General features: G+C 60.1%; 17 protein-coding genes. 6 read left to right on the top strand and 11 right to left on the bottom strand.

The annotated features are described in order from the left end of the window. Positions 1–30: 30 nt before the first annotated feature. The 5 genes from EV281_RS06745 to EV281_RS06770 form a co-directional block, all read right to left on the bottom strand. Complete coding sequence (locus EV281_RS06745) at positions 31–756, bottom strand: L,D-transpeptidase (RefSeq protein WP_132653199.1); 726 nt, start codon at positions 754–756, stop codon at positions 31–33. A gap of 277 nt (positions 757–1,033) precedes the next feature. After that, positions 1,034–1,846 (bottom strand): L,D-transpeptidase, encoded by an 813-nt coding sequence (locus EV281_RS06750; protein WP_132652174.1) that lies wholly within the window; start codon positions 1,844–1,846, stop codon positions 1,034–1,036. Positions 1,847–1,988: 142 nt separating this feature from the next. Continuing rightward, a complete protein-coding gene (locus EV281_RS06755) occupies positions 1,989–2,912 on the bottom strand; it encodes an alpha/beta fold hydrolase (protein ID WP_132652175.1) in 924 nt (307 codons plus the stop codon). 114 nt (positions 2,913–3,026) lie between these two features. Beyond that, a complete protein-coding gene (locus EV281_RS06760) occupies positions 3,027–4,652 on the bottom strand; it encodes a cisplatin damage response ATP-dependent DNA ligase (protein WP_132652177.1) in 1,626 nt (541 codons plus the stop codon). A gap of 379 nt (positions 4,653–5,031) precedes the next feature. Then, positions 5,032–6,042, bottom strand: a complete 1,011-nt coding sequence (locus EV281_RS06770) for a ligase-associated DNA damage response exonuclease (RefSeq protein ID WP_132652179.1) — start codon at positions 6,040–6,042, stop codon at positions 5,032–5,034. Positions 6,043–6,193: 151 nt separating this feature from the next. Here EV281_RS06770 and EV281_RS06775 point away from each other — a divergent pair, with 151 nt between their 5' ends. Then, positions 6,194–6,790 carry a DUF922 domain-containing protein gene (locus EV281_RS06775; RefSeq protein WP_132652181.1) on the top strand — a complete coding sequence of 199 codons (597 nt, stop codon included), beginning with the start codon at positions 6,194–6,196 and terminating at the stop codon, positions 6,788–6,790. A gap of 5 nt (positions 6,791–6,795) precedes the next feature. Here the strand turns inward: EV281_RS06775 and EV281_RS06780 are convergent, their stop codons facing one another. Continuing rightward, entirely contained in the window at positions 6,796–7,362 is a 567-nt protein-coding gene (locus tag EV281_RS06780; RefSeq protein WP_132652183.1) for a dienelactone hydrolase family protein, read from the bottom strand. A gap of 139 nt (positions 7,363–7,501) precedes the next feature. On the opposite strand from EV281_RS06780, the gene EV281_RS06785 reads away from it, so the two are divergent. Further along, positions 7,502–8,473, top strand: coding sequence for a glycerophosphodiester phosphodiesterase family protein (locus EV281_RS06785; RefSeq protein WP_132653200.1), 972 nt, complete (start codon positions 7,502–7,504; stop codon positions 8,471–8,473). Here EV281_RS06785 and EV281_RS06790 read toward each other — a convergent pair whose 3' ends face one another. Then, the gene (locus tag EV281_RS06790) at positions 8,474–10,771 is read right to left on the bottom strand and encodes an EAL domain-containing protein (protein WP_132652184.1); all 2,298 of its coding nucleotides are present in this window, start codon (positions 10,769–10,771) and stop codon (positions 8,474–8,476) included. It abuts the gene before it with no gap. A gap of 221 nt (positions 10,772–10,992) precedes the next feature. Between EV281_RS06790 and EV281_RS06795 the strand changes: the two genes are divergently transcribed. Both EV281_RS06795 and EV281_RS06800 read left to right on the top strand, forming a co-directional pair. Then, on the top strand, positions 10,993–12,375 hold the full coding sequence (locus EV281_RS06795; protein ID WP_132652186.1) for a TIGR03808 family TAT-translocated repetitive protein: 1,383 nt from the start codon (positions 10,993–10,995) through the stop codon (positions 12,373–12,375). 95 nt (positions 12,376–12,470) lie between these two features. Further along, complete coding sequence (locus tag EV281_RS06800) at positions 12,471–13,136, top strand: glutathione S-transferase family protein (protein WP_132652188.1); 666 nt, start codon at positions 12,471–12,473, stop codon at positions 13,134–13,136. Positions 13,137–13,141: 5 nt separating this feature from the next. On the opposite strand, the gene EV281_RS06805 is transcribed toward EV281_RS06800, so the two are convergent. Continuing rightward, a complete protein-coding gene (locus EV281_RS06805) occupies positions 13,142–14,038 on the bottom strand; it encodes a LysR substrate-binding domain-containing protein (protein WP_132652189.1) in 897 nt (298 codons plus the stop codon). A 167-nt stretch (positions 14,039–14,205) separates the two neighbouring features. Between EV281_RS06805 and EV281_RS06810 the strand changes: the two genes are divergently transcribed. Further along, positions 14,206–14,409 carry a hypothetical protein gene (locus tag EV281_RS06810; RefSeq protein WP_132652191.1) on the top strand — a complete coding sequence of 68 codons (204 nt, stop codon included), beginning with the start codon at positions 14,206–14,208 and terminating at the stop codon, positions 14,407–14,409. Between the two features lie 76 nt (positions 14,410–14,485). On the opposite strand, the gene EV281_RS06815 is transcribed toward EV281_RS06810, so the two are convergent. Beyond that, a complete protein-coding gene (locus EV281_RS06815; protein WP_132652193.1) occupies positions 14,486–15,106 on the bottom strand; it encodes a DUF4142 domain-containing protein in 621 nt (206 codons plus the stop codon). A 9-nt stretch (positions 15,107–15,115) separates the two neighbouring features. After that, on the bottom strand, positions 15,116–16,504 hold the full coding sequence (locus EV281_RS06820; RefSeq protein WP_132653201.1) for a cytochrome B6: 1,389 nt from the start codon (positions 16,502–16,504) through the stop codon (positions 15,116–15,118). 244 nt (positions 16,505–16,748) lie between these two features. Here EV281_RS06820 and EV281_RS06825 point away from each other — a divergent pair, with 244 nt between their 5' ends. Continuing rightward, positions 16,749–17,102, top strand: coding sequence for an MmcQ/YjbR family DNA-binding protein (locus EV281_RS06825; protein ID WP_132652194.1), 354 nt, complete (start codon positions 16,749–16,751; stop codon positions 17,100–17,102). Here the strand turns inward: EV281_RS06825 and EV281_RS06830 are convergent. Next, the gene (locus EV281_RS06830) at positions 17,099–17,719 is read right to left on the bottom strand and encodes a glutathione S-transferase (RefSeq protein ID WP_132652196.1); all 621 of its coding nucleotides are present in this window, start codon (positions 17,717–17,719) and stop codon (positions 17,099–17,101) included. The two genes, EV281_RS06825 and EV281_RS06830, sit on opposite strands and share 4 nt — an antisense overlap. Positions 17,720–17,797 lie beyond the last annotated feature (78 nt).

The raw sequence follows: 17,797 nt of genomic DNA on the forward strand, positions 1-17,797 counted from the left end.
TCGATTGTTGCCGCTGCGCGGCATCACTCCTCACTGCCAAACAACAATGGGTGTCTTGTTCGGAACGCGGTCGTAGAGGTCGATAATGTCCTGGTTGAGCAGGCGCACGCAGCCGGACGAGACGGCCTTGCCGATGGAGCGCCATTCCGGATTCCCATGCAGACGGTAGAGCGTGTCTTCGCCATTCGAGAAGATGTAGAGCGCGCGTGCACCGAGCGGGTTCAGGAGACCGGGCTCCATGCCGCCACGATCGATCGAATATTTCGCAAGTTCCGGCTGACGGGCGACCATCTCATTCGGCGGCTTCCAGCGTGGCCATTTCTGCTTCCACTGGATGACGCCGCTGCCCGACCATGCGAAACCTTCGCGGCCGATGCCGACGCCGTAGCGCATCGCCATGCCGCCGGGCTCGACGAGATAGAGGAAGCGCGAGGGCGTATCGACGACGATGGTGCCTGGCGGCTGGCCCGTCGGGTCTACGACCTGCTGGCGATAGTAGCGCGGATCGATCTGCTGGTAGGGAACGGCGGGGATGAGGAAGCCGCCATCTTCAATCGGGCCGTACATGACGGCAAGTTCTGCTTCGCTGGGCACGCTCGTCGTCTGGAACGGGCGGAAGGGCGAACGGTAGCTGATCGTCATGCCGCCATTTTCGACCGTATTCGAAGTGGAGGCACAGCCTGCCAGCGCAGAAGCCGCTGTCAGAGCCGAAAAGGAAAGAAAGCGACGACGGGAGAGAGGGTTATCGAGGCTCATGACGCGGGACTGATTTCCTTCGTGATGCGGGGTTCGCCATAAACGCAGCTTGCCCCTGATTCGTCCAATGCCGATATCGACTACAGCGGCGCGCGTCTTCAGACGCGCAAAAGGACGCTGCAGCACTTTAAACTGCTGCATAATTTTATCCTTAAAGCGATTCCGGTCTAAGGAATTATGCAGCAGTAAAAATCTATCGGCTTATGCTGAATAAACCATAGCATCACGCAGACGTGTCCCGCTGCGGGCAGACGATCTCGCCAGTCCTGTTGCAGCTCTACATCACAACGATCTCGGACTTGGCCGGCACGCGGTCATAGAGGTCGACCACATCCTGATTGAGCATGCGGACGCAGCCGGAGGAGACGGCCTTGCCGACAGACTGCCAATCGGGCGTGCCATGGATGCGATAGAGCGTGTCCTGGCCGTTCTTGAAAATATACAGGGCGCGGGCGCCGAGCGGATTTGCGAGGCCCGGATTCATGCCGCCGTTTGCCGCAGAGAAGGGACGGACTTCCGGCTGGCGCGACACCATTTCGACCGGCGGCGTCCAGCGCGGCCACTTCTGCTTCCACTGAATGACGCCACGGCCCTTCCAGGAATAGCCTTCGCGGCCGAGCCCGACGCCATAGCGCATCGCCTTGCCATTGCCTTCGACGAAATAGAGGAAGCGATCCTTGGTATCGACGACGATCGTGCCGGGGCGCTCGTTGGTCTGGTAATCGACCTCCTGACGCAAATATTCCGGCTGGATGCGGCTGGTGGGGATGGCCGGCAGTGTAAAATCGCCGTCCCTGACCTGACCGTACCGGTCCATATCGAGGTGCAGCGGATTGCTGACCGGCAGACCGTAGGTCTGATGGAACTGCGTCTTGTAGAGTTCGCGCGTCTGCGGCACCGGCTGATCGGGTATCGGCTTGACGCGGCGCGGATCGACACCCGGCGGCTCGTAGAAGACCGGCGAGATTTCCTGCACGAAGCGCGCCGGGGAATCGGCTGCGACATCGGGAACGAGGATGTTGCAGCCGCTGAGCGTCATTGCGGCAGCCGCAAGCCCGGCAAACGGCAAAGCCTGGCGCAGAAAATTCATGAAACCACCCTCATCAGCAATCGTCGAACAGCATTACCTGTCTACAGAATGGCATTCGCGGCTGGCGCGAGGCTGGTGCAGAGGCCAAAATACCCCCGATAGCAGCGGATGCAGGCGCTTCCAGACCTGCATCCCGCGACAGTCAGGCCGCAATGCTGCGGAAGAAATGCATGCTCTGTTCGATCTCGTCCGGCAGCGCCGACGTGTGGTTGCCGTCGACCGTATCGGCTTCGATATGCGTACCGGCCGCACGGGCGCGCGAAACGAGCAGATCGGCCCGGTCGTTCAAATGCGCTTCTTCCGTGCCGTGCAACACGCGGACGGGGCATTTGAAACTGTGCGCGTAGCAGAGAGCCGTGCGCACCTCGAACTCATGCTCGTTGGAATCGTCGAAGCGAATATCTTCGGGGTAGCGGCTGAAAAAGCGAAAGGCATCCGCGTTACCCGATATCGGCACGGCCGCCCGGAACTGACGCGTGCTCATGGCCGTCAACATGGTCAGCGTGCCGCCGATACTATGGCCGGCGATGAACAGCCGCTCGGGGTCGATACCCGGCAGGTGGCGCAGGCGCTCGGTCGCGGCCAGAACGTCGTCCACCTCGTCATAGAAGCCGGAAAAATTGCCCATCTGACCATTTTCGCCACGCACAGACGGCATCATCACGACATAACCGGCATCCACGTAGGGCTTCATGAGCTGCCAATGGCCTTTGCCCATGGCATTGCCGCCGTGGAGGAAGAGTATGCCGGGCTTAGGTCTGCGTTCGCGCTTGTATTTCGAAACCCAGGCGGTCAATTCCAGCTCGCCGCCATATCCGGACCGGTAGAAGATCCTGTCGGCATCAGCAGGGGCCGTCAGCGGCTCGTATTTGTCCGGGGCAGGCCCCTTCTGAAGCAGCTTGGTGCGGAAGTGATGACGAACACCGGCATAATCGTGCTTGGCGAGCCTTGGGACGTCGGGAACATCGAAGGCGTTCGCGAGGCGCGGCAACAATAGCGAGCCGGCAATGCCTGCAAGCAGGCCGCGGCGCTGGCGGAAAAAGGCGTTTCGTTCTTGCGAGCTCATATGCGGCACCCATCATTTCCCCGGCGGGAAAAATCTGCACTGCAAGCGCGTTGTCGCCAATACACATGCTGTTGAAAAGGAGGGGCTGCGTCATTGTTGCGCAGGCAGATGTCATCATTCTGCCTTGGCATCGATCATAGCAATGAGCGTGCGCAGCCGATCGGCCTCATAGGAGGGTTTGTCTGGGCGCAATCTCGCGATGCGAGGAAAGCGCATGGCAACGCCTGACTTGTGGCGAGTCGAACGATTGATTCCCTCGAAGGCGACTTCCACCACGAAGCCGAAATCCTTATCGGCCCGCACTGCTCTCACGGGGCCGAAGCGTTCCGTCGTATTGTTGCGCACGAACTTGTCCAGCACTTCGAGCTCGGCATCGGTGAAGCCGAAATAGGCCTTACCGACGGGAACGAGCTGTTCGCCGTCCTCCCCTTCCGCCCAGACGCCGAAGGTAAAATCCGAATAGTAGCTGGAGCGCTTGCCGTGGCCGCGCTGGGCATACATCAGCACGGCGTCGACATTGTAAGGGTTGCGCTTCCACTTAAACCACGGGCCCTTCATGCGGCCGGCCTGATAGATACTGTCGCGCCGTTTGATCATCACGCCCTCGATGACAGGATCGGGCGGGGCGGCGCGCAGATCATCCAACGCCTTCCAGGTCGAGAAGGGCACCAGCGGCGAGAGATCGAAGCGATCGTGGGGGGCGCGCTCGATAATTTCGGAGAGACGGTCGCGGCGCTCGATATAGCTCTCGCCGCGTACATCCTGCTCGCCGTCGAAAAGCATGTCATAGGCGCGGATGAAAGCCGGATATTCGTCCAGCATTTTTGCCGTCACGGTCTTGCGGTTCAGACGCTGCTGCAGATCGGAAAAGGTGCGGGTCGGATTGTTGGAGCGCGCCGTGCCGCCGACCAGAAGTTCGCCATCGATGACACCGGAAAAGGTGATCGATTCCAGTATATCCGGAAAAGCACCGGAGATATCGTCACCGGAACGGGAATAGATCCTGCGCGTCTCGCCGGAGCGTGACAGCTGAACGCGAATACCGTCCCATTTCCATTCGGCGGCGTAATCGGCAGGATCGAGCGCTTCAAGATCACCCTCCTCCACCGGATTTGCGAGCATGACGGAATGGAAGATGGCGGGCGTAGCAAGCACCGGTTTTTCTTCGCCACCTTCCAACCATTTGAAGAGCGATTCATAGGGCGGCTGCAGGCCATGCCAAAGGGTCTCGATCTCGGTGACATCCTTGCCGCCGAGATCGGCGAGTGCCTGCTTGGCGAGCCGCGCCGAAACGCCGATGCGCAGCGCCCCGGTCGCGAGCTTGATGAAAGCGAAACGGCCGGAGGAATCGAGGCGATCGAGCAGGTCGCGCACGAAGCTGCGTACCTCCGTGCGACCGAGCGAATTCATTTTGACGACCACGTCGCCGAGGCGTGGCTGGGCGAGCGCGGAGCGGTCGATATCGCGCTCGTTGTCCCAGACCAGCGAGATGGTTTCGGCGAGGTCGCCGACATAATCATAGGAATAGCGGAAGAGCACCTCGTCCATGCGTTCCAGCACCAGATCGCGCAACATGGCGGGCTTGACGTCGCGTACTTCGAGCGTGCCTGCAATGGCGGCAAGGCCGTATCCCCGGTCAGGGTCCGGCGTATCGCGGAAATAGTCTGTCAGCAGCTTCAGCTTGCCGTTGCGGCTGGGGGTCAGGACCAGACGGTCGAGCAGGTCGGCGAAGGCTTTCATGGCGAGCCTCCTGCCCTTCTCCCCGCTGGGGAGAAGATAGCCCGAAGGGTCGGATGAAGGTGCCTCCGGCGCCGGACGTGAATTGCTACTGCAACAGCTAGCTCTTGCTTTGTAGCCCCCTCATCCGGCTGCCGCCACCTTCTCCCCGCTGGGGAGAAGGGATGTTTGGTCGGCCCTCCAAACTTTTCGCTCGATGGAAAAGTCCCCTCCCCAACCCCTCCCCACAAGGGGGAGGGGCTACGATGCCGCTCCCTTCTGCCCCTAAACCTCGTTGCTGCTCGCGGGATGGCTGGAAGTGAAATGCGGAGGGCACGGCACGAAAGCCCCTCCCCCTTGTGGGGAGGGGTTGGGGAGGGGTTTTCAGCCACAAACGCCATCCTCAATCCCCCTCATCCTCATAGCCGACAAGATGCAGCGGCTTGGCCTTAATGCCCTGCAGTTCGCACCAGCGCACCAGCGCCTCCTCGCGGCCATGGGTGACCCAGACTTCCTGCGGAGCAAGCTCAGTGATGGTCTCGGTCAGTTCCGGCCAGTCGCAATGGTCAGAGATGACGAGCGGCAGTTCGACGCCGAGCTGTTTGGCGCGCTGGCGCACCATCATCCAGCCGGAAGCGAAGGACGGCAACGGATCGTTGAAACGGCGCGCCCAGCGATCGGCGAAAGCCGAGGATGGGCCGACAACCACAGCGCCCTTGAAGATGGACTTGTCGCGGCTTTCGATGGTAGCGGGCAGGAGTTCGCCGAGATCGACGCCCTCGCTCACATAATAGTCGCAGAGCCTTTCCATCGCACCATGGATATAGATCGGCTCGCCATAACCGGCATCACGCAGCAGGCGAATGACGCGTTGCGCCTTGCCGAGCGCATAGGCGCCAACGAGATGCGTCCGCTCGGGAAACTGCCGCAACGAGGCGAGCAGCTTGCCAGTCTCGTCGATCGGGTCGGGATGGTGGAATACCGGCAGGCCGAAGGTCGCCTCCGTGATGAAGACATCGCAGGGTACCGGCACATAGGCCTCGCAGGTCGGGTCCTGACGGCGCTTGTAGTCACCTGACACGACAATGCGCGTGCCATCCTTCTCTATGGCGATCTGGGCGGAGCCGAGCACATGGCCGGCGGGGTGAAAGCTCACGTTCACGCCGTTGACTACCAACTCCTCTCCGAAAGTGACCGGCTGCTCGCTGACGCAGAAGCCATCACCGTAACGTATGCGCATGATGTCGAGCGTCTGGCGGGTGGCGAGCACGTTCACGTGGCCCGCACGGGCATGGTCGGAATGGCCATGGGTGATCAAGGCCCGCTCCACCGGTCGCACCGGATCGACATAGAAGCCGCCTTCCGGGCAATAGAGCCCTTCGGGGGTGGGATAGAGCAGGGCGTCAGGTCTCATGGCAGCAAAGATAGTGGGAATTGCGTTTTGCGCCAGAGGGATACTCGGTGGCAAATTTGCGGGCGAAGCCGTGCCACGCGGCCCGTCCATTGCATCCTTCTGCAACGCCGATTAGCTTCGCCCGCGCTGCAGCAAAGCAAATGAGAGACGCATGCGGACTGTCTTCGGATACGGACTACTGGCATTCGGGCTGATGCTGCCCGCCGCGGCCTCGGCAACCGACTGGCAGCCGAGTGAAGAAGTGAAGGCTTACGCGATCTCCGGCCGCACCGGCATGGAGCTCTATCGATCGATCGGCGAACGCGGGCCGCAGGTCGGTCTGGGTCGCGTCATCGCGCATACGACCTTCAAGCTGACCTGGACACGCAAATACGAGCAGCAAGGCAGCGCCTGCACACTGACATCAGCAAAGCCGAAGCTCATTATCATCTACACGCTGCCGCAAGCCCCGAACAATCTGCCGGCAGCCACCAAGACAAGCTGGGAGAGCTTCATTGCAGGCGTGCGCACGCATGAGCGCTGGCATGGCGAGACGATCATCGAAATGGTCAAGGAGATCGAGACCCTGAGTAACGGCTTCTCCGTGCCTGATGATCCCGGCTGCAAGAAGATCAGGCCTGCACTGACGGTACGGCTCGGAGAGCTCTCCAACAGGCAGCGCCAGCGCGGCCGGGATTTCGACCGCGTGGAAATGAGCGAGGGCGGCAATATCCAGCAGCTGATCCTGAAGCTGGTGAACGGCCCCTGACGGGCTCAGAGCGCGGCGAGGAAGGCGTCGACGCGGCTCCAGGTGGCCTCGGAAGCCTTGGCCTCGTAATCGGGCAGCGACGGATCGGTATAGAGATGGCCAACGCCGGGATAGAGGAACATCTCGAGGCCGATGTTGGCTCTTGCGGCATGCGCACGCCACGGAGTCACCTCGTCCGCCGGCGTGAACTCGTCGGGCTCTGCCAGATGGACCTGAAGGGGAATGCCCTCGCGCGCATTGGTCGGAATTTCTGCGATACCATGCAGCAAGAGAATGCCGGCCGCTTGCGGTCGGCCTGGCCAGAGGCTTGCGGCTACGCCTGCGCCCATGGAGAAGCCGCCGAGGACGGCCGATGCCGGCAAGTCGGCGACCGCCATTTCGGCGCGTCTGCAAAGTTCGGCCCAGCCAATCTCTTTCTTGAGGGCAAAGCCTTCTTCGAGGGTGCGCCCTACCCTGCCGCCGTAGAGATCGGGCGTTACGACATGATGGCCGGCCGCGCGCAGGCGCGCCGCGGTATCCCGTTCAAGGGACCGCAATCCGTAGACCGAGTGGAAAAGTGCAATCGCTGCCATCGCTAGCTCCCTGCTTTGCGGGACCAACATACGGTTTCTACAACGTGAAGGCGAGCTTTAACCCATAAAAGCCCCAAATGAGCCAAAAAACCACCGGAATCGCTCTCTAGCCATTGTCGAGGCACGGCCGGAGGGGATGATGGGACGGAAGCTCAAATATGCGGGCGCGGCAATTCTCGCATTTGCCGCCGCCGTTTATCTCAACAATACCAGTTTTTTAGCCAAACATCGCGAGGGCAAGCCACTGCTTCTGGCCCATCGCGGCATTGCCCAGCGCTTCGACGAGACGGACCTCAAGAACGACACCTGCACGGCCGCGCGCATGCTGCCGCCAAAGCACGACTATCTGGAGAATACGATCCGCTCCATGCAGGCGGGTTTCGATGCGGGTGCCGACATGGTGGAGGTCGATGTGCACCCCACGACGGACGGGCAGTTCGCCGTCTTCCATGACTGGACGCTCGATTGCCGGACCGATGGGCATGGCGTGACACGGGAGCATTCCATGGCCGAGATGAAGATGCTCGATATCGGCTATGGCTATACCGCCGATGACGGCAAGACATTTCCTTTTCGCGGCAAGGGTATCGGCCTGATGCCGACCCTTGAGGAGGTGCTTTCCGCCTTTCCAGATAAACATCTGCTCATCAATGTGAAGAGCCGCGACCCTTCCGAGGGCGAAAAGCTCGCCGCCGTGCTGAATGGCCTGCCGGCGGAACGGCGCGTCAAGATCATCGTCTATGGCGGCGACGAGCCGATCGACAGAATCAGGCAGCTGGCGCCCGATATCCGCACGGCTTCGCGTGCCAGCCTGATGGGCTGCCTCGCCGGCTATATCGGTTATGGCTGGATAGGTCTTCTGCCGGACGACTGCCGAAATGTGATGATGCTGGTACCGATCAATTACGCGCCCTGGCTGTGGGGCTGGCCTGACAGGTTCCTTAACCGCATGCGGGATGCGAATAGCCAGGTCTTCGTCATCGGTCCCTATCATGGCGGCGGGTTTTCGACCGGTATTGACGATGCCGAACGTTTCGAACAACTGCCGAACAATTATTCCGGCGGCATATGGACAAACGAGATCGAGACGATCGCCGATCTGGTGAACTGATCAGATACCACGCGCCAAAAGCATGACGACGATTTCTTCCGGCGCTACGGGCCTGGAGAAGCGATAGCCCTGCACCTCTTCGCATCTGGCCTGACGCAGGAATTCCAGCTGCGCATCGGTTTCCACGCCTTCGGCGAGGACCGAGAGTTTCAGCGTCTGCGCGAGCGAAATGACGGCCGATGCAATGGCGACGGCGGTCTTATCGGCAGGCAGCGCCTCGACCAGCGAGCGGTCCATCTTCAATCGATCGAATGGGAAGGTCTTCAATGCCGCAAGCGAGGAATAGCCGGAGCCGAAATCGTCGATGGACAGGCGCACGCCGAGGGCACGCAATGACAGCATGATGGAGAGCGCACGGGCAGCATCCTGCATGATGACGCTTTCAGTCACTTCCAGCTCTAACCAGCGCGCATCCAGCCGGTGACGGTCGATTGCTTCGGCGACGTGCGATGCGAAATCCGGATCTGCGAACTGTTTGGGCGAAACGTTGACGGCAATTGTCAGCGGCGTCAGCCCCATGTCCTGCCAGGCGCGGGCCTGGCGACAGGCTTCGTTCAATACCCAGAGGCCGAGCGGCACGATGAGACCGGTCTCTTCCGCAAGCGGAATGAAATTGGCGGGCGGCATCACACCCTTCACCGGATGGTTCCAGCGGACCAGAGCTTCGAGGCCGGTGATGCGGCCGCTCGCGACATCGATCTGTGGCTGGTAGAGCAGGAAGAGCTGGTTGGCGACGATCGCCTGGCGCAGTTCCTCCTCTTCGCTGAGCGGCAGGTCGACGGCATTGCTGACGACGCCGTCGTGGTATTGCAGCGTATTCCGGCCGAGCTGCTTGGCGCGGTACATGGCACGGTCGGCATTGGTGAGCAATTCGTCCGGTGTGGCGCCGTCCCATGGGAAGGCGGCAATGCCGATACTGGAGGTAACGACGATCTCGCCGGCCTCGGAACGGATCGGTCGGGCAATCGTCTTCTGCAATTCCCGAAGGCGTCGCATGATGCCGGCATCGTGGCTGGACTGGTGAACAAGCACGACGAGGAATTCGTCACCGCCGAGCCGCACGACCATATCGGAGGCGCGCACGCAATTTGCCATGCGGGCGGCCGTCTCCTTGAGCACGTCGTCGCCGGCGGCGTGGCCGCTTGTGTCGTTGATTTCCTTGAAATTGTCGAGATCAATATAGGCGACCGTGACCTTGCGGTTGTTACGGCGGGCCTGATCGAGGATCTTCGCCATGCGCTCCTTCAGGAAGGCGCGGTTCGGCAAGCCGGTCAGGTCGTCGTGATGGGCCATGAAATGAATGCGATCATCGACGCGTTTACGCTCGACGGCGATGCCGGCAATGTGAGTGGCGAGTGCCACCAGCTTCATCTCCTGCTCTGTCGGGCGTCGCGGCTCTTTCGAATAGAGCGCGAACGTGCCGAGCACATTTTTTTGCGAGGTACAGATCGGCGTCGACCAGCAGGAGCGGAAGCCGAACTGGCTTACCATCGTCCGGAAATCCTCCCAAAGCGGATCGGTCATGACGTCCTCGACGGTGACCGTTTCGCCGCGCCAGGCTGCCGTGCCGCAGGAGCCGACCTTCGGACCAATCGCGACGCCATCGATCATCCGGCTGTAGGCGCCGGGCAGATTGGGCGCCGCGCCGTGGTAGAGCCGTGTGCCCTCGCTGTCGAGCAGCAACACGGAGCCGGAAATGCCGGTCATCTGGCGCTCGATCATCAACACGAGAGCCTCGAGAATCATCGGCAGCGGTTCGTTGCGGGCGATCATTTCCAGAAGGTTCGCCTGGCCGCGATAGAGCTCTTCCTGTCGCTTGCGCTCGGTTATGTCACGGGACACGCCGATGAGGCCGACCACCTCGCCGCGATCGTTGCGCAGCGGTATCTTGGAGGTCAGGCGACACATCGTGCCGCCATCCGGCAGCAGCACGAGTTCTTCCATGTCGATGCGGGGCTCACCGCTCGACATGATCTCCTGCTCGATATCGAAATATCGGCGGGCCGTCTCGAAATCGAACAGATCGAAGTCACGTTTACCCGCGATCTCGGCAGCGTTCTCCAGTCCGTGGCTGCGCGCCGTCACCGCATTGGCGAAAACGAAGCGGCCGTCTCGATCTTTGACGTAGAGAAAGTCGGGAAGCTCGTGGACGATCGCCTTAAGACGGAGATTCTCTATACCTTCGGAAAGGTGGTGGGCCGTCGCCGCCATCAGGGCTTCGGTGGCCGCCACGATACGCTGTGTCTCAGCACTGAAAGTATCACCAGATTCCCAACGTCCGGCGCCCAATCCATTCATGACGCTGCTCTCCGGCAATCGCAGGCTCTATCCACAAGTCGTAATTGAAACCGCTTTCCAAGATAGCGGCCATTTCCTTCGGGTTGCTTAAATGGGAAGGTGAACAAGACGACAATATTCGAAAAGTTGCGTTCGTTATTCGACCGACGATCATTTTTTCGTTGCGCACATGTGCCGAAAAGAAACACGTCCTCTGGCATAAATCCTGCATGAGATCAGACATGAAGAGGGATTTCAGCAAATTTACCCGTCGAGATATACTTGGTCTGGCCGCGGCCTCCACCGCGGCCGTGATGGCGCCGCGCGCTTTTGCTGCTCCGCTCACCGTGGAGCAGCCCGACCTGCGCGGCTCGATCGATGCGGTACAGTATCGGGCAAATCCTCAAAGCGGCGACAGGAAGAACCGCAATCTGCAGCAGATGATCGAAAAAGCGGCGCGCGACAACGTGCCGGTCTTCCTGCCGCCCGGCACCTACCGCATCTCCAACCTGACGCTGCCGGACAATACGCGCATCACTGGCGTGCCCGGTGCAACGCGGATCATTTATACCGGCGAAGGCCACCTTTTTGCGGCTGAAAACGCCGGCCGTATCGAGCTTTCCAATCTCGTCATCGACGGATCGAACCGATGGCTAGCCGACTATGCCGGCGGCCTCATCCAGTTCACCGGCGTCGGTGAGGTGCTCATCGATAACTGTGTGATTGGCGGCAGCCGCAAACATGCGCTGCAACTCGAACGCTGCGGCGGGCGGATCGAACGCAACACGATTTCCGGCGCCGGACAATCGGCCATCTATGCGGTGGAATCGGCGGGGCTTTCGATATCGGACAATACGGTTTCCGACTGCGGCAATGGCGGCATTCTCGTGCATCGCTGGAAGAAGGCCGACGACGGCACGATCATTTCCGGCAATCGTGTTTCCAATATCCGCGCCAATGATGGAGGTACCGGCGAAAACGGCAACGGCATCAACGTCTTCCGCGCCGATGGGGTGACGGTGACGAACAACCAGATTTCCGACTGCGCCTTTACCGCAGTCCGCGCCAATTCCGGCTCCAACATCCTGATCGGCAACAACCAATGCCGGCGCTCGGGCGAAACGGCAATCTATGTGGAGTTCGAATTTGTCGGCGCCGTCGTGTCAGGCAACATGATCGACGGCGCGGCAAACGGAATCTCCATTGCTAATTTCGACCAGGGCGGCCGACTGGCGAGCGTGACGGGAAATGTCATCCGCAACCTGACGCTGAAAGGGCCTTACAAGCATGAGGTCGGCTTCGGCATCGGCATTGCGGCGGAGGCCGATACGCTCGTATCGGGCAATGTCATCGAGGACGCGCCGCGCTGGGGGCTGCAGATCGGCTGGGGTCCCTATCTGCGTAATGTGGTCGTCAATGGCAATGTGGTGCGCAAATCACCCGTCGGCTGCGCGGTCTCCGTTGCCGAAGGTGCGGGTTCGGCCGTCATCACCGACAACATCTTCCAGGAGATGGGCAAAGGCGCGGTCATGGGCTTCGAGTGGGACAAGCAGGTTTCCGACGAGCTTGCCAGCAGCAGCTCACGCTACGGACAGCTGACCGTCGAGCGAAACCGGATTTCCTGAGCGCTATCAAAAGCTTTCATCGACATATCATCCGCAGGTGCTTTCCTCACGGCTGCGCCGGCCTTAGGGTCTGCGCAGAGGAAAGGGACATTGCCATGCTGACAATCTACGGAGTTTACCGCTCGCGTTCCGCACGCGTTTACTGGATGGTCGAGGAACTGGGGATCGAATTCCAGTCCGTGCCGGTGCTGCAGGCCAAACGGCTTGCCAATCCGCTATCGCCGAATGCGCCGATCAACACGCTCTCGCCGGATTTTCTAGCCATCAATCCTATGGCGATGATCCCTGCCATCAAGGATGGCGATCTCGTGATGAACGAGTCGCTGGCGATCAATCTCTATCTGGCGCGCAAATATGGCGGCGATCTCGGTGGAAAAACCGTCGAAGAAGACGGTTTGATGACGATGTGGACGATCTGGGCCGTTTCCGAGCTCGATTCAAACACCGGCAAAATCGTCTCGACCTATGACGATGGCAAGGAAAACACCGAAGCGGGACGCGCCGTGATCGATGTCGCGACCCGCACCATGAAACGGCCGCTTTCGGTTCTCGAAAAGCATCTCGACGGCAAGGACTGGATCGTCGGCGGACGTTTCACGGTCGCCGACCTTAACATCGCGGAAGTGCTCCGCTACGCCCAGAGCGAAGCGGCGCTGTTTGCGGCGCATCCGAATATCGATGCCTGGATCAAGCGTTGTCAGTCGCGTCCAGCCTATCTGGAAATGCAGCGCAAGCGCTCGCTGGAGCCGATCGAGGTCTGACGGCTCTAGCCGAAGATTGCAGCGGTTTCGGCCATTTCCTCGCGGATCCAGGTCTTGAAGTCGCGCACCTTCTTCGGTTCCCGACTGCCTTCAGCGGTCACGAAATAATAGCCGTCGCCGGTATTGGCGCGGATGCCGAAGGGCGCAACGAGCCTGCCCTCCTGCAGAGAAAAGCCGGCAAGCGTCTGCCAGGCGAGCATGACGCCCTGCCCAGCGATCGCCGCATCGAGGCAAAGCGAGGCATCGTTGAACACGTGCCGCACGGTGGGTGGCTGGCCTGAGAGGCCGGCTGCCTGGATCCAGACATCCCATGTGAACATGGCATGGGCATCGATGACGGCCGGCAGCTTGAGAATATCTGCCGGCTCCTTCAGTTTCGCAGCCATTTCGGGAGAGCAGACGGGAAATACCTCCTGTTCCAGGAGATGCTCGACTTTGACACCTGGCCACTGGCCCTTGCCGACGCGGATTGCGACATCGATATCGGAGGCGGCCAGATTGACGAGCTTGGTGGTCGCATCGAGACGCAGGTTGATTTCCGGATGGCGCTCCATGAAACGGTCCAGCCGGCAGACCAGCCAGCGGGCGGCGAGAACAGGCGCCACCGAAATGGTCAGGATGCATTCATCCTTGCGCTGCGCCATGGCAACGGCTTCCGAAAGGTGGAGGAAACCTTCGTTCAGAGCGGCAAGAACAGGCGCGCCCGCCTCCGTCACAAGCATGCCCTTCGGCGTGCGCTCGAAGAGCAACCGACCGAGTTGGGCTTCAGCCTTGATGACTTGCTGGCTGACGGCGCCGACGGAAACGCCAAGCTCATCCGCAGCCGCCTGAAGCGAGCCCAGCCGGCCGACCGCTTCCAGAGCGCGAAGGCCATTGAGATGCACGGAGTTGAGATTTCGCATATAGCTTTCCTATATCGTGGAACCGGTAATCTCAATTGAAAACCAATCGGTCTCCGCCGATATATTGATATCACAACAAGGCCACCCGCAGCCCAAGAAACCGCGAAAGTGGCCGACGCAGCTGAATCCCTGCGCTATAAGCCCTGATATCAGAAAGCGAGAGCAAGATGTCATTGCTGAAGTTTTTCTTGAGCCAAGCAACCCCCGGCAAGGTCGCTCAACGCAAATATGCCGAGGATGAAGATCTCTTCGATCATCCCGATATCGCCACGATGTCGCAGCGGGAGCTCGCGGACCTGCCGTTGCCGATACCTGCGCCAAGACGCTCGCCGCAAACGCAAACAGGCTCAGGATCTATCGGTTTGAATTGAGCTGTAGTTTTAAGGGCTGACGGCGTAAGGCCGGCATGTCCGCTCCGAGGTAATGCCGTCATACCCTTCACACAGCTTATGGCCCATCCTTCGTTGCCATCTCTTCTGGCGGAAGTCTGATTGCCGCACCCGTCAGGACATTGTTGAGTTCCTGTGCCATCCGCAGGTGTTCCAGTACCTTCGGAAGAAGAGCGGCGGCCAGTCGCTGCATGTCGGCATCCTCGCCCATGGAGATCTCCCATGAAAGCAGTTGCGCGGTTTTTTGATGGTCGACAATCTGGGATTTGACGTAGGCGGCGTCAAAGTCGTCTCCATTCAGCCTCTGAAGCCGGTCGCGCACGATTGAATGCTCCGCGTCGAGCTGGTCGGGGATAGGGATTTTGGCGGCGTCAGCTAAATCCTTCAGCTTCGCGTTGGCATCAGAATGATCCCGGACCATCATCTCGGCAAAGCGCCGCACGGCGTCTGCCTTCGCTTTTTCACCGCCCAGCTTTCCAAGTTCGACTTCTGCGAGGCCGCCCGCGGCCGCCAACTGTGCAAAGAGCCTGTCCTGGTTGTTGGTCTGATGTGGCGCAGGAACCCCTGGCCTCGACATACGGGTGTCGACGCCCATGCCGGCCGGATTGCCCATCTGTGCCGCCGCGGCGAGCGGAAGGACGCAGAGTGCGACGGATAGAATTGTGGTGCGGATTTTCATGGCCGTCTCCTATAGCGTCAGCATGTAAGCGACGAGGTCCTTCTTCTCCTGCTCTTCCAGCTTGGTGCTTAGAACGAGATTGAAGAACTCGACGGTGTCGGCGAGCGTCATCAGACGGCCGTCGTGCAGGTATGGCGGCGAGTCTTTGATGCCGCGCAGTGTGAAGGTCTTGATAGGGCCATCCGGGAGTGTGACGAAGTCGTTGAAGACCTGGCCGACCTTATAGAAACGCTCGAGCTTCAGATCGTGCATGTTGTTGTCCATGAACTCCGTCTGCGGCACGTGACATTCGGCACAGCGCCCCTTGCCCATAAAGATCTTTTCGCCTGCCAGCTCCTGCGGCGTGGCGAGTGAAGGATCAAGCCGATTGAACGGGTCGAGCTTGGGCGCTGGGGGGAAGTCGATAATATTTTGCATCTGCGCCATCATCGCGACCTGGTTCGTCCGATCCGGCAGGTTCGGGCCTTTGCGGGTGGCGCTGACGTGGTCGCCGTTAAAGTAGGCCGTCCGCTGTTCAAATTCACTGAAGTCTTCAACGGATCGCAAAGAGCGTTTTGATCCGTGGATCTGCTGGTTGAACAAGCCCCTGATGCTGGTGGTATCGAGACGGAAGCGATCCGCCTGCGGCCTTACATCCGGCGTCAGATGAAAGGCAGCGTTGGTGTGAAAATTCGAATGACAGTCAAGACAGGCGACACCGGTGCTCTGATCGGCCACCTTCCGGTCTTCGGTCTGGTTGAACTCCTCCTGGGGAAACGGCGTCAGTAGAAGGCGAAGCCCTTCCATCTGCACGGGCGTGACGATCCCGTTCATGATCTCGTAGAAATTCTTGATGGTGAGGAGCTGCCCTCGTGACACGTCACCGAGCTCCGGATGGGTCGTCAGGAAGATCGGCGGGGGGAACTCCGGCGTGAGATTGTCGGGTAGATCGAAATCGACGTCGAAGCGACGAAGATCTCGCATTTCCTGCGCGTGGATCTCGTCTATCTGTCGGTTTGGAAACACTTGGCCGCCAGTCGCCTGCTTGACGTGAGGCAGGGGCAGGAAGCCCTCAGGCAGAAGGTTTTTGTCTCTGATCTCGAGCGGCTTCATCGTCGCGAGATCTGCCCAGCTCGTGCCAGGGGCGAGTTTCACGCGGACGCCGTCCTGAACCGGCTTCATTCCGCCAGACATCATCACGCCTGCCATCGGCCTGTCGGAAAGGTCGTAGCGCCTTTCGAGAAGGTCGCGCTGGCGCTTCATGACCTCGGGCTTCTGCGCTTCGTCGATTTGACGAGCCTGCGAGAACGGCATCGTCGGCAACGGCCGATATGTCGTGTCGGGAGGCAGCGGATCGGAAAACGCTCCGACCGCAAAAATACAGACCCCTGCAGACAGAGATCCAGCAATGAGCGTCATCAAGATTCGTGAGTCGGACATGATTTCCCCCTGCGTCGAGCGCACGTCCAACTCTGAAGAATTCAAAATGTTCCCGTTAAGGTGTCATTGATCCAGTGCTGCAGGTTGAATCGAGCGACCAGAAATGAATTGCTTTGAAATTGTCTGCTCAAGCAGCCAGTTGGCGAGACAAAAGTCAGTCTGAAGCTGGAGAGTGCAGCTGAAGACGTGATAGATTTTTGGGGGAGACAATCGGGCGGACACCATGACCGAAAGCGTGGAAGGCATTCTGGCGCGACTGAAGCGGCTGGCGAAGGAGGCAGACCTGCCTGGCATCGAAGAAGGCACGTCCTACGGCAACCTTGCGCTGAAGGTCGGCGGCAAAAGTTTCGTCGCGGTCAAGAACGACGAAATGGTGGTGATCTCAATCCCGATCGATCACAAGGAACACCTGCTTACGATCGCGCCCGACATTTACTTTCAGACGAACCATTATGTCGGCTGGCCGCACCTGCCGGTTCGCATTGCCGCCATCGGCGACGATGAACTCAAGCAGCGGCTGATCGACGCCTGGACGTACCGGGCGCCGAAGAAGCTGATTTCCGCCTATCGGAGTTAAGCTTTTTCACGTGCCAGCGCGCGCTGAACCGCCGGACGCTCCAGCATGCGGGCATAATGTGCGTTCACCTTAGGGAAACGCGCGGGATCGACGCCATCGGATGGCAGCCAGCCGGTCATGACGAAAAGATAGGGATCGGCAACCGTATAGGCCTCGCCCATCACCCATGGCCCCTCAAACATCGTCGATTCGATCAGTTCGAAGCTTTCGGTCATGGTCTGCGGCACCTTGGCCTTCATGGATTCGAGCGCGGCCGCATCATCAGCCCAGCGGGAGCCGCGCGGACGATGCGCATGGTTCACATGCACTGTCGATGTGATGTACCCATTGAAAGCCTGCAAGCGGGCAAATTCAAAGGGATCGTCGAGCGGGGCGAGCTTTGCGGCTGGCGCTATCTGGGCAATGTAGGCGAGGATTGCCGGCGTCTCGGTCAGCACGCCGCGATCGGTGACGAGCGCCGGAACGCGGCCTTTCGGATTGATCTTCAGATAGGCTTCCGAGCGCTGCTCGTTCTCCCGCGTATTGACCTTTTTCGTGTCGAAGGAAAGGCCTGATTCCTCCAGCGTGATCAAGCTGGCTAGCGCGCAGGTCCCGGGTGAGAAATAGAGTGTGAGCATGGTGAGACTCCCCTTTCGGGGAGCCTTATAGCGCGAGCTGCATGGCCAACGGAAGACAAGGTCTCGTCATTCGCGTGG

The organism is Rhizobium sp. BK418 (assembly GCF_004341105.1).
Classification (GTDB): Bacteria; Pseudomonadota; Alphaproteobacteria; order Rhizobiales; family Rhizobiaceae; genus Rhizobium.

Bases quoted from the DNA above. Each gene is read 5' to 3' on its own strand.
- EV281_RS06780 (WP_132652183.1), bottom strand. From the start codon at position 7,362: ATGGCAGCGATTGCACTTTTCCACTCGGTCTACGGATTGCGGTCCCTT.
- EV281_RS06770 (WP_132652179.1), bottom strand. From the start codon at position 6,042: ATGAGACCTGACGCCCTGCTCTATCCCACCCCCGAAGGGCTCTATTGC.
- EV281_RS06775 (WP_132652181.1), top strand. From the start codon at position 6,194: ATGCGGACTGTCTTCGGATACGGACTACTGGCATTCGGGCTGATGCTG.
- EV281_RS06790 (WP_132652184.1), bottom strand. From the start codon at position 10,771: ATGAATGGATTGGGCGCCGGACGTTGGGAATCTGGTGATACTTTCAGT.
- EV281_RS06745 (WP_132653199.1), bottom strand. From the start codon at position 756: ATGAGCCTCGATAACCCTCTCTCCCGTCGTCGCTTTCTTTCCTTTTCG.
- EV281_RS06755 (WP_132652175.1), bottom strand. From the start codon at position 2,912: ATGAGCTCGCAAGAACGAAACGCCTTTTTCCGCCAGCGCCGCGGCCTG.
- EV281_RS06750 (WP_132652174.1), bottom strand. From the start codon at position 1,846: ATGAATTTTCTGCGCCAGGCTTTGCCGTTTGCCGGGCTTGCGGCTGCC.
- EV281_RS06800 (WP_132652188.1), top strand. From the start codon at position 12,471: ATGCTGACAATCTACGGAGTTTACCGCTCGCGTTCCGCACGCGTTTAC.
- EV281_RS06795 (WP_132652186.1), top strand. From the start codon at position 10,993: ATGAAGAGGGATTTCAGCAAATTTACCCGTCGAGATATACTTGGTCTG.
- EV281_RS06810 (WP_132652191.1), top strand. From the start codon at position 14,206: ATGTCATTGCTGAAGTTTTTCTTGAGCCAAGCAACCCCCGGCAAGGTC.
- EV281_RS06825 (WP_132652194.1), top strand. From the start codon at position 16,749: ATGACCGAAAGCGTGGAAGGCATTCTGGCGCGACTGAAGCGGCTGGCG.
- EV281_RS06820 (WP_132653201.1), bottom strand. From the start codon at position 16,504: ATGACGCTCATTGCTGGATCTCTGTCTGCAGGGGTCTGTATTTTTGCG.
- EV281_RS06785 (WP_132653200.1), top strand. From the start codon at position 7,502: ATGGGACGGAAGCTCAAATATGCGGGCGCGGCAATTCTCGCATTTGCC.
- EV281_RS06760 (WP_132652177.1), bottom strand. From the start codon at position 4,652: ATGAAAGCCTTCGCCGACCTGCTCGACCGTCTGGTCCTGACCCCCAGC.
- EV281_RS06815 (WP_132652193.1), bottom strand. From the start codon at position 15,106: ATGAAAATCCGCACCACAATTCTATCCGTCGCACTCTGCGTCCTTCCG.
- EV281_RS06830 (WP_132652196.1), bottom strand. From the start codon at position 17,719: ATGCTCACACTCTATTTCTCACCCGGGACCTGCGCGCTAGCCAGCTTG.
- EV281_RS06805 (WP_132652189.1), bottom strand. From the start codon at position 14,038: ATGCGAAATCTCAACTCCGTGCATCTCAATGGCCTTCGCGCTCTGGAA.